A 14,738-nucleotide genomic window follows, 5' to 3' on the forward strand; every position below is an offset into this window, starting at 1 on the left:
TTACCATGCCGAATACTATTCCACATCAGGTTGATCCGGATTACCTGGAAGAAGCTCACACCAAGCGACATTTCGAAGACATTGACTTCGAGCTTTCCGAAGAAGACACCGACGAAAAGAAGAAGCGGGTTGCAGACCTGGGCCTTTACATCTTCAACCGGGAGGAACTGGCGAAGAAGTACAAGGAAATCATCATCAACACCCCTGACCCATTGGAGGCCCTGGACAGAGCTTATGAAGAGCTTGACGGCCTCCCCCGTAGCCGATACGGAGAACTGACGGTCAGCGAAGCCAAGTCAGAGCAAAAACTCCTGAACAAAGTCCTTTCCGCTGGCAAGGAAGTTCAACGGACCGAGCTTTTCGCTCTCCCTTACTACGACCTCAACCGGATGGGCCTTTACACCAAGGAGGGCAGATACATCTACGACCGGTCTCTCCAGGACAATGAACGTCAGAGTTCCATCCTGAACATCAGCGCGAAGTCCGCATAATTCATTCACCAAAATCAAACACAACACCAATGGAAAAAATTCAAATCAGCGTCAATAACGACGAAGGAAACGAAGTGGTAATCCGTACCGGACAAGCCCAAGAACTTCCTGTCCAGCAGCGCGAAACGCTCAGGGGAGTAATTACCACCCCTGCCGATTGGCTGGAACAGCGTACCGAAGCAGAGGACGAATACCTCAAATTCTCCGAAATGTCTACCATCGTAGACAAAGAAGACGGAACCATTACTCTTCGGACCAACGACCGGAATCTTCGCCACGGCGGTTTCACCATCATCGGTAGCCTCCTCATGGACCCGAAACTCCAGGAGTTGAACATCAATCAGGAGCACAAGGTCGCCCCGAAGAGTCTTCACCAAAAGCTGAAATTCCTGCGCCACCTTTTCGCAGACCCCGAAGAGCATCAATCCACCCTGGAAAAAATCCTGAAATTCAAAGGGGCCGTTACTCAGGTTCTCGAAAAGGAAGATAATCTCAAGGGGAGCAAATTGCACCACTTTGAGCAGAAGCTCGAATCCGAATTTGATTGCCGTTTCACCCTGAAGGCCCCGGTTTTCAAAGGATTCAACTCAGAGCAATTCGAAGTGGAGGTCTGTTTCCAGATTGACGGAATGTCCGTTCTCTTCTGGCTGGAAAGCATTGCCATGGAGAACCTGATCCAAGAAAAGAAGTCCGCGATCATTGATAGCGTTACGGAACGCCTCCGGGAACTCGGCGTCACCGTGATCGAGGCCTAAGAATTGAATAGTTATCGCATGATCGACATTTTGCTCCCCGGCAGTTGAGCCGGGGAGCCTTTCAAAAAAAACATCCCTTATGGAACTGACGAAATTACGCGCTGGCCGCGCCGGAGTGATTCAACTCATGTCCGACAACAAAGAACGAAGCCTCAAGGAAATTGTAACCGTAGCAAAGCGGACGCAGAAGGAGACTAACGTAATCCTATCCCGCCTACTCGATGAACGCCTTATCGCTAAAACTCCCGCTGGCGGGTTCAAAAAGTCCTACCAATGAGAAGCGGAACATCTGCCTACGAAACGGCGCAACTCGCCGCGCTCCGACGCCTGGACCTCCCCCGGGAGGCCAGGACTTGCGCCCGTTTCTTCAGGGACTACTACTTCAACCATCCCGACGCTCCTTATGCGAACCGGGATCAACTCCAGGAAGTAGTAAAAATTCCCACGACCAACGCTTCCCGGGCCATGAGCAACCTGAAGGAAGAAGGGGTGATCTTCGACACCGACAAACGCCGGGGGCGTCAAGATTGCTGCCAGTACGAACCGGACCCCGAAAAATGGGCAACCCACCGGCAAAACTACCTGAACCGGAGAAAGCACCGCAGAGCGGAAGGCATCCTAAATGACTTCGGGCACACCATGGACCCAAAGCTCCGCGAAATGTTCCAGGCCTGGGGCCGTCAATCGGTGATTGTATGACCCGTCCCGCCCAAATCTACTTTATCAGCATGGCCCTGTTTGCGGTCTTTTACGCCCTGGCCGTGCCCGTCCTTGATCTGCTTTGCGGCATGGTCGCACTTGGGGCGGCTGGCGTCATGCTTTACAAGGCAAAAAATCGGTATCGGATATGATGTGGAGAGCCTTAGAACGAAACCCCAAGCTCGGGCCCATCCTGGCCATCTTGTTTACGGTCGCTGGCGACTTGGCCGCAACCGCACTCAACGGGCCCAGCCTGATGCGTCAAGCAATTACCGTAACCATGATGATCCTACACGGTGCCGTGTTTACTTGGTGCTGGATGAGGGAGAGTAAAGTTGTTGAGAAATGAGGGAGACGCTAAAATACCTGATCCTGATTGCCCCGACCCTACTTATGGGCATGGCCTACTATCAAATCAATAAGCCCACGCCACCGACTAGAGGTGCAGAACTGCAAAAGGCGGTCATTGAGACGGCTGAACTGTTCCGGTCAACCGATATGAGTTATGACGGCATGGCCCAGGCACTTGGGGTAAAGGTCGTTTACAAAGATGTATTGCAAAATGCACTGGGCCAAACCGATTGCAATGCTACAATATGGATGAAAAACGGATTGAATGTGCCTACAAAAAGGTTTGTGTTTTACCACGAGGTAGGCCACATCGTATTAAACCATTGCCCGGATTGGCCCAGCAACGAGGAAACAGCACAGACCGAGGCAGACTATTTCGGTAAATACTTGGCTGAGGAGTTGGGGCAGTCAATCAATTTTTACACACAACGATGACCCGCAACAAATTCACCGACGTGCTCCACGAAAACGCACCCAAGTATTTACCCGAGGGCGTGACGCTTGCCGAGTTGGTGGAGAAGCCCTACACGTCTGAAAAATGGAAAATGCTTGCTCACTTGAGCTTGCTAGGTGGCTATTGTTTCTCCCCCATGCTTTTATGCGACTGCTTCGGTCTTCCTGAGTATGCTTTTAAGAAAATCGAATGTCAACGCCATTTAATCACAAACAGAAAAAGAGGTTAGCATGAGTGCCACGATCAAAGAAATTCTTTCCGAACCCAATGCCCTGGATAACCTGATTTTGGATTATCTTTTCGACAGGGCGGAGGAGCAAGTCCTTTACCAAGAGGACGAGCCCAAAACCAAGCCGGACAAAGAAAAAGACACAGACAATCCCGAGTAGTGAAAATCACCGACCATATTTATTTTGCCGTTGGTTCCCGCGTAAGCACCAAGAAGCAGGACGCCGGAATATCCATTGAGTCCCAAGACAAGGGAGTCGAAGGGCATATCCTGAAGAGCAACCCGAAGGCGCAAATCCTTTTCAATTTCGCAGCAGCGGAAAGCGGATGGAAGGCGAACCGGGCCAACATTCAAAAAGCGTACGACGAGCTCAGGAGACACAATCAGAGCAACCCCTCGAAGGCGGTGACGTGCTTTGTGTTCCTGCAAGCGGACCGCTACATCCGTAACCTCCTCAACGGTGCTTCCTGGATAGAGAAATTCCAGCAAATAGGGGTTTACATCAACATTGTGGAACGTTGGGTCGATTGGGACGATACAATGTCCGTTTCCATGTTCATGCTTGACCTCGCCCGGGCGGAGGAGTATTCAAAGAAGAACTCTCAGAACATCAAACGGTGCTACACCCAACGGGTAGAAGTAGGCATCCTTCCCGTCCCCAAGCTCCCCCGGATTTACGTTCGGGAATGGATCACCAGGACGCCAAAGAACTACCGCATCCTGAAGGGCCCCGCTTGGGAGCCGTTCGTCAAGTTCAAAGACTACGTCCTTGCCGGGATCAACATGAAAGCAGCTTGGCGACGTGCCGGCGGCAAAGAAGCACTCGGGAGCTACGACTCAGCAATCCAACTGATTGAAAACCCAATGGCCTGGGGAATGTACCGGGGCTACCCCTTCGACGCTCCGGCCCCCATGACTCCGGAGGAGGGGAGGAAGATTGCCCGAATGAGGTCAGCAAAGCAAGCCAAGACAGCCAAAAGCAGAAAGAAGCAAGACGCTTTCATGGCCCCGGTATGCGCCTGTCCGCATTGCTCCTCCAGGCTTACCCTATCCGTTCCCAACGAGAACACCCGCCGCAAGCCGAAGAAGTATTTGATCTGTGGCAAGTTCACTCCGCGGCACTACCGGATAGACGCCGATAAGCTCAACAAGGACGCCCTTGAGTTGATCCAACAGCTAACATTGTCCGGAAGAGCCTCGCAGCGGCTCGGGAAGAAAGCAGAGGAGCGGAGCCGGATTCTCCGGGCCAATACTGAAATAGAGGTGAAAAACCTTCGGGCGGAAGCTAAGAAGGCCAACGAAGCCCGCCAGAACATTGCTTGGTTGCTGGCGACGGGTGCCGTCTCCGTCGAGGACCGGGACGCCGTTATCGCCCGGTGCGACGAAATCAGCGACAGATTGGCCGACGCGGAAGCACGGCTCAAAAATCACGGCAAGATACTGGAGTCCGTTCTTCAAGGCCTCAACAACCTGGGGGCGATCTTCCGGGAGGAGCCCCGCAGGGATATGCTCACCGATTTTCTGCTTATGGCCTTCCCCGACGGCTTGATTTACGACCAAAAATTAGGTATCTTTCGAACAACTACACTTAACTCGGCATTGACCGTAACTACCGATCTATCAAGCAGTTGCACCAAACTAAAAACCCGGCTACCCACTATTAAAGCGAGTAACCGGGTAATGAGCGGATGACCAGGTTCGAACCGGCGACCTCAACCTTGGCAAGGTTGCGCTCTACCAACTGAGCTACATCCGCGTCTGCTGGCTGCTCAGCCATACTTCCTTCCGAAAGCGGTGCAAATATAGGGGTGTCAAAAAGACCCTTGCAAGTAAAACGCGTTGAAAACGGAAAAAAGTTGCCTTCGTCCCCAGCAAATTCCTGATTTTCAGGAACATGTCCCCGAAAAAAAAATTTGCGCTAAAAGCAAGTATTTCGCTCCCGATTGTGGCGTGCCCCTTAGGTACGGATTTGCCCGCTGGTGTAGTTTTGTGCCATGACGGGCAAACAGTGGAAACCTTGGTCTTTATGGATACTCCTCTTCCTCGGGGGCAGTTTGTGGGTCCTGGCCTGGTGGTCTTCCCCTGCCCTGTTCATTGACGAGGCCAACGTGGCCCGCAACGTTTTTGACCGGTCCTTCGGCGGCCTGTTTTCCCCCCAGGATTACGGCACCTACGCTCCCCCACTCTACCTCGTCCTGACCAAGCTCTGCGGAGAAATTTTCGGCTACGGGGAACGGGCCCTCCGCCTCCCGGCACTGCTGGGCGGAATGCTCGCCGTAATCGGATTGCTGAGCGCTGGTCGTCATCTGCGGCTAGGATGGTGGCGCCTCCTGCTGCTGGCCTTCCTCTTCGTCAACCCCACCACCCTGCGCTACGTCAACGAAATCAAGCCCTACGCCCTGGACCTGGGCATCTCCGCCCTGCTGCTCGCCAGAGCCCTACGGAGTTTACGCCCCGGCTGGTCCTGGGCCCTGTGGGGCTGTTTGGCCATCTGGACTTCACTGCCCGCCATCTTTCTGCTGGCGGCCATCGGCCTGACGGGATTACTCTGCACCCGCGGTAACGCCCGCCTCAAATGGTTCCCCGTAGGCTTCCTCTGGCTCCTGGCCTTTGCGCTGCTCTATTTTCTGGTCCTCCAGCCCTCGGTGGGTGACCCGGAGCTCAACAAATACCATCAGGCGTATTTCTTTAACGTTTCCCCCGGCAGTATTGAGGAATTCATCCGGACGCTGGTGCAGCTAAACAGCCCGATCAAGCTGGCTTTCGGGTTTACCGCACTGGCCATGTTCGGAGGGTGGGCCCTCTACCTCAGTGGCCTACTGCAAGATTTTGACGACCGCAAGTTGCTGTTTGCGCTGCCACTCCTGATCGTTCTGGCGGCCTCCTCGGTAAAGCTCTATAGCCTCATTCCGCGGCTGCTCCTGTTCCTGCTGCCCCCACTCTGGTTGGCCGCCACCATCGGGGCCAGAAGCATCACCGACAACCTGCCGGGCAAATACTGGCGGTACGCAATGATCGCGGGGCTCCTCCTGATACTGGGCAGCACCAACGTGGTGCGACACTATCTCCACCCCCTGAAGTTTTCTGAATCCCGGATCATTTCCACCGATCTGCAGCCCGGTTTCCAGCCACTGTTGCACTACAGCACCCTACCTACCTACGACTATTACCGGCGCATCCACCCCCGCAGCCGTGACCGGGAGGAACGGCCGGTCATCCAGAGCATCCGCGAGGCCGAACGGCCGGGGAAATACGTGCTCCTCTTTGATGTGCTGACCCAGCAAAACGTTCGGGAAAGTATGCGCCGGGACACGCTTTGGGCGACGGAGCGCGGGTGCAAAGTCGATTCCCGGATGCTGTTCCGCGGGGCCCAGATTTACCTCGACTGCCCCTAGTCCTCCATCAACTCGGTCAGATTCACGGTCCCCCGTACCGGTCCGAGGACGGTGAGCTTACGCTCCGCCATCCCCCGGCCCGCCTTCGCGCAGGATTCCCAGTCGTGCCCCGCCAGGTGAGCGGCCAGGAAGCCCGACCAAAAGGCATCTCCGGCGCCGGTCGTGTCGCGGACCTCCACCGGACGGACGGGCAGGTGAAACTGTCCGTCGTCGTGCACCACGTAGCTCCCGCCTTCCCCCATCGTCAGACAGACCACGTCCGCGCCTTGCTCCCTGATCCGTTGGGCGGCCACGAAGGGATCTTTGACTTCCTCCGCAAACAGGCGGGCGTAATCCACGTCGCTGAACTTGGCCAAACTGCCCGCCGGCGCCAGGTACCGCCGAAGGATTTCAAGGGCTTCCCGTCGATCCGGCCAAATTTTTCCGGCGTAGTTGAAGTCTATACTGACGCGCGCGCCGGCGGCGGCGGCCAAATCGGCCGCCCGCAGGATGGCGGAGCGGGCCGGCTCCCGGCTCAGCGCAAAGGCCGTCGTGTGGAAGACCCAGCACTGTTGGAAGTAGGCCGGGGGGAATTGGTCGTCGGTAATCATCCGGTCCGCAAGCCGGTAGGCTTCGAAATTGGATACCTCCCGGGATTTGGTAACCAGGATCAGTGTCGTCGGTTCCTCCGATCGCCCCAAATGGGTCACGTCCACGCCAAGGGAGGCTACTCCTTCCCGGAGCATTGCGCCGGCGTCGTCCTGCCCTACCGTAGCCACCAGACCCACCTTCCGTCCCAAACGGGCCAAGTTCATGGCCAGATTGGCCGGGCTTCCTCCGGCCAGCCGCTGGTAGCGATCCGCCGATCGAAAATCTTCAGCGTATTCCGTGCTGATCAGGTCCATTAGAAGTTCTCCGGCACAAATGATCTCGGGGGTAACCATATAATTTTGACGTTTAGCGCAAGGGGGAAGATACTATCCAGGAGAAAACAAACGATTTCCCGGGCGAAATTTCAATTCAACTTGCGAGTGCCCGATCCTTAGGGCCCATATTTTGTTGGTACTTATTGACCGGAAACTCAACCACCACCTTAATTTCCAGTTAACTGGCTGGAGCTACTTTTACGATCAGGAGTATTCCCCACCCGAAAAAACATAACTCGACACCCATGCAAGCATCCCCGCAGCGACAGGCAAAAATCGACAGACTCCGCAACCACACCTTCGAACTGGTCATCATTGGAGGTGGCATCACCGGAGCCGGAGTTGCCCTGGATGCCGCCAGTCGCGGACTCGACGTACTGCTCATCGAGCGAAATGACTTTGCGTCGGGGACGAGTTCTAAATCCACCAAACTGATTCACGGTGGTCTCCGGTACCTGAAGAATCTGGAGATCGGTCTCGTGCGGGAGGTCGGACAGGAAAGGGCCATCGTCCACGACCTTGCCCCCCACTTGGTTCGGCCGGAAAAAATGCTGCTCCCCCTCGTGGAGGGCGGCTCGCTGGGCAAAATGTCCACCAGCATGGCGCTGTGGGTCTATGACTTCCTGGCCGACGTGGAGGGAGACGACAAGCGCGTCATGCTCAGCAAGGAGGAAACCAAAGAAAGGGAACCCCTTTTGCGGGACGATATCCTGAAGGGAGGAGGGTTTTATGCGGAATATCGAACGGACGATGCCCGACTGACCATCGAGAACGTGAAAACGGCCGAAAAACACGGCGCCACGGCCCTCAACTACGTGGAGGCCGTAGACTTCGGCTATAACGCCGAGGAGAAGATTGATGCCGTCGTCTGTCGCGATCGCTTTTCCGGAGAAGAAATTACCGTCCGGACCGAGCACGTCATCAGTTCGGCCGGCCCCTGGGTGGACGATCTGCGCAAAATCGACAAGAGCATGAACGCCAAGCGGCTCTTCCTGTCCAAGGGCGTCCACATCGTCGTTGCTCGCGAACGCCTGCCCCTGAAGAACGCCGTGTACTTCGACGTACCGGACGGCCGCATGCTCTTCGCCATTCCCCGTCTGCGGTCCACCTACATCGGCACTACCGACACCCCTTACGAGGGTGATCCCAACAAAATTCCTACCTACCTGGAAGACGTACAGTATCTGCTGGAGGGCGTCAATGGCATCTTCCCCACGGTCAACCTCACCGTCGCGGACGTAGAATCCAGTTGGGCCGGCGTACGCCCCCTCATCTTTGAGGAGGGCAAATCAGCCGGGGAGATGTCGCGGAAGGACGAAATTTTCGAGTCCGATTCCGGCTTGCTGTCCATCGCCGGCGGTAAGCTTACTGGCTACCGTAAAATGGCGGAACGGGTCGTTGACCGCTTGGGCAAACAGCTGCGGGCCGGAGGCGAAGACCTGGCCAAAAACACCACCAAGGACATTACGCTCTCGGGAGGACCATTTAAAAATTACGCGGACGTACTGGCCTACGAAAAAGAGATTGCCCAACAGCTGGAGGAAGCCAGTCTCAGTCCGGATCGCGCCGCCTATTTGGTGGCCAACTACGGCAAGCAGACGCCAGAAATCATCGAGGCCGCCACAAAAAGAAGCGAAGGAACGGACGTTGGCCGCCTGGCCGCCGCGGAAGCCGCCTGGTGCATCGAGCGCGAGTTGGCCCTTTATCCCATCGACTGGGTGGAACGGCGTTCCGGCAGACTCTACTTTGATATGCCGAGTATCGCTCCCATTCTCGACGACGTACTGGCCGTCTTCGCCGAAGCCTACCAGTACGATGAGGAGGACCTGAACCGGGAGCGGGAACGGGTACTGGAAGCCATCCGCTGGGTGAGTGAGTTTGAGCCGGCACCCTCCTCCGTGGCCACCCCCGAACAGTAGCCCTCCTTGCTGAGGCCCGACCCGAGGAATTATTTTTCCTTTCCCGGCGTAGTTCGGCACAAAGACGATGGTTTTTCCCGCCTATAATCACCTACCAATCAGGGGCTTCTCCCTATTTATGGGCCATTCCTCGCGGGGGTAAATCCTATGCGTGGATACCCGCCAATGGCAAGTCCGGGTCCTTTCATCAAACCAATGTTCTGCCGGGCACGTTACAGAGCCGTACTTTTGCGGCCAATACCACGCTCACTCTAACCCAGCCAGCAAAAGGTAACCTTTGCCATTCAGCAACCCCAAGTATGCGTTACGAAGTTAAAATTGGCATCCTCGCCATCGTTGCCATCGCCCTCTCTTTCTGGGGCTACAAATACATCGAAGGAAGCAACCTGCTTTCCCGTTCCCATATCTACTACGCCAACTACGACAACGTTGCGGGGCTGACCATCGGCACTCCCGTACAGATCAGCGGAGTGACGGTAGGTGCCGTAAACGACATTCAACTGGACCAACAAAGCCGTTTGGTCAAGGTGTCCATGGACGTCAACCGAAGCGTCAACGTTCCCAAGGGAACCGTGGCCTCGCTGGCGACCATCAGCCTGCTGGGCGAAAAGGCCATTGAACTGGAATACGAAAACCCCTGCTTCGGCAACGGAGATTGCGCCGAACCCGGCAGCCTGCTGATCGGGAACTCCAAAAGTATTCTGGCCTCCTTCACCGGCGGCGACGATGGAGAGAACCCCCTGGATGGCCTGAAGGCCGAGATCGGCAGCACCCTCGACAGTCTGGAATACATGCTGTTCAGTAAGGAAAGTGACAACCCGATTGCCCGGTCCAGCCAGGACCTGGCCGCTACGATGGAAAACCTGAAATTCTCCACGGCCCGCCTCCAGCGCATTATGGACGCCAACGCCGGAGAGATCAACGCCACCATGGAAAACCTGGAAGCACTCACCGGAACCCTGGCCAGTAAACAGGAATCCATCGCCGGCATCATCGATAATGCCGAAGAACTCACCGGCTCCCTGAGTGAGGTAGACCTGGATAAAACCATGGCCGAGGTAAACGCCAGCATCACCCAACTCCGGGGTACCCTTCAGGAAGCGGATCAGGCCCTCAGCGGCGTGAGTGGCATCATGTCGGACGTACAGTCCGGCAAAGGCACGCTCGGTAAATTACTTCAGGACGACGCCATCTACGACCGCCTCAACCGCGCCAGCATGGCCGCCGATACTCTCCTGACCGATCTTCAGGAACGTCCCTACCGCTACATCCCCTTCAAAAGTCGGAAACGGGTGCTGAAATTCGACCGGAAAGACGCCGAGTTGGAAGAAGAACAGCAGCAGTAAAGCACCATCTATGTACATCCTCACCGCCCAGCAGCACCGCTCGCTTGACCAGGCGACCATCAGCAGGCATGGTATCAGCAGTGAGGACTTGATGGAACGCGCCGCCACGGCATTTACGGAAGCCTTTATCCAGAGTTTGTCCGGGCGCCAGCCCACCATCATCATCGTCGCCGGATCGGGCAACAACGGTGGTGACGGTCTGGTCGCCGCCCGCCTTCTCCACCAACGGGGATATACCGTAAAAATCTATCTGGCGGAGATTTCTGCCCCCAGTCAGGACAATCTCGCCAACCAGGAAAAGGCTACCCGGGCGGGCTTGATCCTTCACCCCATCGAGGAAAACGGCCCCTTACCCAATTTCCCGAAGGATGCCATTCTCGTTGATGCACTCTTTGGCACCGGCCTTTCGCGGCCCATCACGGGATACTGGGCCGAGCTTATCCACCACCTCAATCAGCTTCCCCTCCGACGGGTAGCGATTGATTTACCCAGCGGCCTGATGGCCGATGGCCCGAGCCAGGAGCCCATCTTCCGGGCGCACCACACCTTTACCCTCGGCTACCCCAAGCTTTGCCTGTACGCCCCCGCCAACACGGACTACCTGGGCGACTGGAGCAGGGTTTCCTTCCAACTGGCGGACGATGCCGTGCCGGAAATCGTGGGGGAGGCCAACCAACCTACTCCCCGTCAAAGCACGGCGGCGGAGCTGGCTCCACTCCTGCGTCCCCGCCGGGCCAATGACCATAAGGGTACTTTCGGTCACGTCCTTCTGTACGCGGGCAGTTTCGGCAGCATGGGCGCGGCGGTCCTTACGGGCAGAGCCATCCTCAGAACCGGTGCGGGCCTCCTTACCTGCCACGTTCCCCGAAGTGGATACGAAATCATGCAGATCAGCTTCCCCGAAGCCATGTGTGAGGTGGACGCTCACCGCTACCACGCCACCGAGGTAGGCCCCCTGGATCGCTATACTACCCTCGCCATTGGTCCCGGTCTCGGTACGGAAGCCCTGACGGAAGCAGCCTTCGGCAAACTCCTTACCCGCTACGACCGCCCAATTGTCGTGGATGCCGACGGATTAAACCTGCTGGCCAGGAACCCTTCCCTGATGGAACACCTTCCCGCTAACAGCATCCTGACGCCCCACCCCAAGGAGTTTGAACGGCTGTTCGGCCAAACGGACGATGACTTTGCCCGCTGGGAGCTTCAACGGGAAATGGCCCGGACGCATCAGGTCATTCTGCTGCTCAAGACGGGCTATACCAGCATTGCCCTCCCCGACGGGCGCCTCTATTTCAATCCCACCGGCAATCCGGGCATGGGAACGGCGGGCATGGGTGATGCCCTCACCGGAGTACTGGCGGGCCTGCTGGCCCAGGGGTATTCCCCCGAACAGGCGGCCCTCCTCGGGGTCTATTTGCACGGTCTGGCCGGCGACCTGGCCGCTAGCGAACTCGGACAGGAAAGCCTGCTGGCCGAAGACCTGATTAACTATCTTGGTCAGGCGTTCCGCGGCTTGCGGTCCGCCGATCCGACTACCCCATAATTCCGAGGTATTCCGGAAAGGCCAGCACGGCCACCATCAGCAGTACCTGAATGATCAGAAAGGGAATGATGCCCCGGTAAAGGTGGCCGGTGGTTACTCCGGGCGGAGCCACTCCCTTGAGGTAAAAAAGGGCAAAACCGAAGGGCGGTGAGAGGAAACTCGTCTGCAGGTTGATCCCCAGCAAAATACCTAGCCAGATCAGGTCAGTGCCGTAGGCCACGAACAGGGGCGTCACGACGGGGACGATGATGAAGACGATCTCGATGAAGTCGATAAAGAAGCCCGCGATGAAGACCACCAACATGACCAGCGCCAGAAACTGATATTCGGGCAGGTCACTACGCTCAATCAATTGCACCAGAAACTGATCGCCCCCCAACTCCCGGAAAACGAGGGAAAAGGTCGTCGCCCCCAGCAAGATCATGAACACCATGGAGGTCAGGTGGGTAGTATCCTCACAAACTTCCCGCAGCACGGTGCCCGACAATTTCCGTTGGCTCCAGGTGAGTAAGATGGCGCCCCCGGCGCCAACGGCGGCGGCTTCCGTGGGGGAAGCCCAGCCCATCAGAATGGAGCCCAAAACGGCCAGAATCAGCAGCAACGGCAGGAACAGGCTGGCCAACAGCTGTTTGACGAATCCCGCATCCCAAACCCTATTTTCGGTTTGGCCCTGCGGGAAAAGTTTGGGCTTCACCAGGCCCAGCACCAGAATGTAGACCACGTAGGCCGCCACCAGCACCAGGCTCGGGTACAGGGCGGCCCGAAACAGTTTGCCCACCGAAACCCCGAGCACGCTGCCCAGGAGCACGAGCACCACCGAGGGAGGGATTATTTGCCCCAGGGTCCCGGAAGCCGCAATCACTCCTGTGGAGACCGTAGCGGGATACCCCTTTTTCAGCATGGGCGGCAGGCTGATGAGGCCCATGGTGATCACCGTAGCCCCAACGATACCCGTGGAGGCCGCCAGCAGGGCCCCGACCACAATGACCGACACCGCCATCCCTCCCCGGACCCTACCAAAGAGGTCGGACATCGTCCGCAACATGCGTTCGGCCAGGCCGCTCTTCTCCAGCATGATGCCCATGAAGACGAAGAGCGGAACGGCCAGCAGTACTGAGTTTTCCATTACCCCCATCACCCGGTTGGGGAGCAGGCTGAGCACCGCGGGATCGAGAAAACAGAAGGCATAGATCAGCGACAGGCCTCCCAGTGTAAAGGCCACCGGATAGCCGTAGAGCACCAGCAGGAAAATACTCACGAAGAGAATGATGGCCAGCACCGCGAGACTCATGCTCCTTCATTTTGGGGTTCCTGATCGGTGGCCTCCCCGGTGGCGTACGCCGCGTAGGCGCGCAGGGTACTCACCAGCCCCTGCAGGAACAGCAGGGCGGCCGCCAGGGGAATAATGGCCTTGATCGGAAAAAAGGTGGGAATACCGTTGGGGTTCGGGCTACCCTCCCCGCTCGTCCAGGCCTCGGCGGCAAATTGCCAACCGGTGTACAGCAACACCAGGGACCAGGGCAGCAGCAGAATCAGGCCGCCCACCAGATTGACCAGGGCACGGTTGCGGGGGGAAAATCGCTCAAAAAAGAGGTCCACCCGCACGTGGCGGTCTTTTTGCAGCGCGTAGGGAATGCCCAGCAAGAAAATAATGGCAAAAAGGTGCCACTCCAGCTCGATGACCCAGACGCTGGTGAGGGAAAAGGTTGCCCGCAGGAAAACGTCCACGATGATGATCACGATCAACAGCACGTTGAGGTAGCTCGCGCCCCGCCCGATGCGGGCAACGATCCGCTCGATGCCATCCGCTAAGGTAGTTTTTCCCTTCACGGGGGTTAAGATAGTGAAGCAGCGCAAAGTAGTTTTTGTGGCTGACCCCGGCTGAGCACGAGGGCGCGAGCGCGCAGGTGCCGGGTGATCACCGAGGAGCAAGGTCGTGACACCTCAGTAGATCCTGGCCGAAACGGGTAGCCTTCCACCGTAAATTTCCGGGCGCAAATCGTACCTTCACCCGGGGCCGGAACGGACCACCGGCAGCTTCAACTACCCCGCCATATGCCTAAATTATTTTGCGTGACCGGCAACATCGGGTCGGGAAAATCCACCGTTTGTGCGGAGTTTTCCCGGCTGGGGATTCCCGTTTATTACGCGGATGCCGCCGCCAAGCGGCTGATGCAGGAAGATCCCACGCTGCGGGACGAGCTGGTGGCGGCCTTCGGGCCGCGCACCTACACGGCGGAAGGCTCCCTGGACCGTAAATGGCTGGCGGCGGAGGTGTTCAATAATCCTCCAGCCCTGGAGCGACTCAACGGCCTGGTCCACCCGGCCGTCGGGCGGGATACCGTGGCCTGGCTGAAGCAGCAGCCGGAGGTTCCCTATGCGCTCTACGAGGCGGCCATCACCCTGGAAATTGGTCAGCGCGACCGCTTTGACGGCATCATTGTGGTCGCGGCGCCTTACCCGGTTCGTTGCACCCGCGTCCTCGCCCGAGACGGAATGACGGAAGCCGACTTCCGGGCCCGGGCCGACCGTCAGTGGACCGACGAACGGAAAGAAGCCGCCGCGGACTGGGTGATCAATAATGACGGCCGGCAGTTACTTTTGCCGCAAATCCTTCGTCTCCACCAGGCACTAAAAAACGCATAGCGCTT

16 protein-coding genes and 1 tRNA gene are annotated in these 14,738 nt (G+C 57.2%); 13 read left to right on the forward strand and 4 right to left on the reverse strand.

What is annotated here, in order from left to right; genetic code table 11:
* The first annotated feature begins 5 nt into the window (after positions 1-5).
* The 8 genes from E1J53_RS19050 (at position 6) to E1J53_RS19085 (ending at position 4,671) form a co-directional block, all read left to right on the forward strand.
* On the forward strand, positions 6-491 hold the full coding sequence (locus E1J53_RS19050) for a hypothetical protein (protein WP_134274189.1): 486 nt from the start codon (positions 6-8) through the stop codon (positions 489-491).
* Between the two features lie 29 nt (positions 492-520).
* Entirely contained in the window at positions 521-1,246 is a 726-nt protein-coding gene (locus E1J53_RS19055; protein WP_134274188.1) for a hypothetical protein, read from the forward strand.
* A gap of 273 nt (positions 1,247-1,519) precedes the next feature.
* Positions 1,520-1,945: a hypothetical protein gene (locus tag E1J53_RS19060; protein ID WP_134274187.1), complete on the forward strand. Its 426-nt coding sequence runs from the start codon at positions 1,520-1,522 to the stop codon at positions 1,943-1,945.
* The gene (locus E1J53_RS19065; protein WP_154640243.1) at positions 1,942-2,097 is read left to right on the forward strand and encodes a hypothetical protein; all 156 of its coding nucleotides are present in this window, start codon (positions 1,942-1,944) and stop codon (positions 2,095-2,097) included. The genes E1J53_RS19060 and E1J53_RS19065 overlap by 4 nt, the downstream gene beginning before the upstream one ends.
* 193 nt (positions 2,098-2,290) lie before the next feature.
* Positions 2,291-2,731, forward strand: a complete 441-nt coding sequence (locus E1J53_RS19070; RefSeq protein WP_134274186.1) for an ImmA/IrrE family metallo-endopeptidase — start codon at positions 2,291-2,293, stop codon at positions 2,729-2,731.
* Positions 2,728-2,979 (forward strand): hypothetical protein, encoded by a 252-nt coding sequence (locus E1J53_RS19075; RefSeq protein WP_134274185.1) that lies wholly within the window; start codon positions 2,728-2,730, stop codon positions 2,977-2,979. The genes E1J53_RS19070 and E1J53_RS19075 overlap by 4 nt, the downstream gene beginning before the upstream one ends.
* A 1-nt stretch (position 2,980) precedes the next feature.
* The gene (locus tag E1J53_RS19080) at positions 2,981-3,139 is read left to right on the forward strand and encodes a hypothetical protein (protein ID WP_154640244.1); all 159 of its coding nucleotides are present in this window, start codon (positions 2,981-2,983) and stop codon (positions 3,137-3,139) included.
* The gene (locus E1J53_RS19085) at positions 3,139-4,671 is read left to right on the forward strand and encodes a recombinase family protein (protein WP_134274184.1); all 1,533 of its coding nucleotides are present in this window, start codon (positions 3,139-3,141) and stop codon (positions 4,669-4,671) included. Before E1J53_RS19080 ends, E1J53_RS19085 begins: the two co-directional genes overlap by 1 nt.
* On the opposite strand, the gene E1J53_RS19090 is transcribed toward E1J53_RS19085, so the two are convergent.
* Positions 4,663-4,735 (reverse strand) — tRNA-Gly (locus E1J53_RS19090). The two genes, E1J53_RS19085 and E1J53_RS19090, sit on opposite strands and share 9 nt — an antisense overlap.
* 238 nt (positions 4,736-4,973) lie before the next feature.
* On the opposite strand from E1J53_RS19090, the gene E1J53_RS19095 reads away from it, so the two are divergent.
* On the forward strand, positions 4,974-6,374 hold the full coding sequence (locus E1J53_RS19095; protein ID WP_134274183.1) for a hypothetical protein: 1,401 nt from the start codon (positions 4,974-4,976) through the stop codon (positions 6,372-6,374).
* Here E1J53_RS19095 and E1J53_RS19100 read toward each other — a convergent pair.
* Positions 6,371-7,297: a carbohydrate kinase family protein gene (locus E1J53_RS19100; RefSeq protein WP_134274182.1), complete on the reverse strand. Its 927-nt coding sequence runs from the start codon at positions 7,295-7,297 to the stop codon at positions 6,371-6,373. The two genes, E1J53_RS19095 and E1J53_RS19100, sit on opposite strands and share 4 nt — an antisense overlap.
* A gap of 227 nt (positions 7,298-7,524) precedes the next feature.
* Between E1J53_RS19100 and E1J53_RS19105 the strand changes: the two genes are divergently transcribed.
* The 3 genes from E1J53_RS19105 to E1J53_RS19115 all read left to right on the forward strand — a co-directional run bounded on the left by E1J53_RS19105 (position 7,525) and on the right by E1J53_RS19115 (position 12,087).
* The gene (locus E1J53_RS19105; RefSeq protein ID WP_134274181.1) at positions 7,525-9,198 is read left to right on the forward strand and encodes a glycerol-3-phosphate dehydrogenase/oxidase; all 1,674 of its coding nucleotides are present in this window, start codon (positions 7,525-7,527) and stop codon (positions 9,196-9,198) included.
* Between the two features lie 299 nt (positions 9,199-9,497).
* Positions 9,498-10,544 (forward strand): MlaD family protein, encoded by a 1,047-nt coding sequence (locus tag E1J53_RS19110; RefSeq protein WP_134274180.1) that lies wholly within the window; start codon positions 9,498-9,500, stop codon positions 10,542-10,544.
* A 10-nt stretch (positions 10,545-10,554) separates the two neighbouring features.
* Positions 10,555-12,087, forward strand: a complete 1,533-nt coding sequence (locus E1J53_RS19115; protein ID WP_134274179.1) for an NAD(P)H-hydrate dehydratase — start codon at positions 10,555-10,557, stop codon at positions 12,085-12,087.
* On the opposite strand, the gene E1J53_RS19120 is transcribed toward E1J53_RS19115, so the two are convergent.
* Positions 12,077-13,378, reverse strand: a complete 1,302-nt coding sequence (locus E1J53_RS19120) for a TRAP transporter large permease subunit (protein ID WP_134274178.1) — start codon at positions 13,376-13,378, stop codon at positions 12,077-12,079. The two genes, E1J53_RS19115 and E1J53_RS19120, sit on opposite strands and share 11 nt — an antisense overlap.
* The gene (locus E1J53_RS19125; protein WP_368671764.1) at positions 13,375-13,917 is read right to left on the reverse strand and encodes a TRAP transporter small permease subunit; all 543 of its coding nucleotides are present in this window, start codon (positions 13,915-13,917) and stop codon (positions 13,375-13,377) included. Before E1J53_RS19125 ends, E1J53_RS19120 begins: the two co-directional genes overlap by 4 nt.
* Positions 13,918-14,142: 225 nt before the next feature.
* Here E1J53_RS19125 and coaE point away from each other — a divergent pair, with 225 nt between their 5' ends.
* Complete coding sequence (coaE, locus tag E1J53_RS19130) at positions 14,143-14,733, forward strand: dephospho-CoA kinase (RefSeq protein WP_134274177.1); 591 nt, start codon at positions 14,143-14,145, stop codon at positions 14,731-14,733.
* The last annotated feature ends 5 nt before the right edge of the window (positions 14,734-14,738 follow it).

Origin of the sequence: Lewinella sp. W8, from assembly GCF_004375085.3 — a bacterium.
Classification (GTDB): Bacteria; Bacteroidota; Bacteroidia; order Chitinophagales; family Saprospiraceae; genus Neolewinella.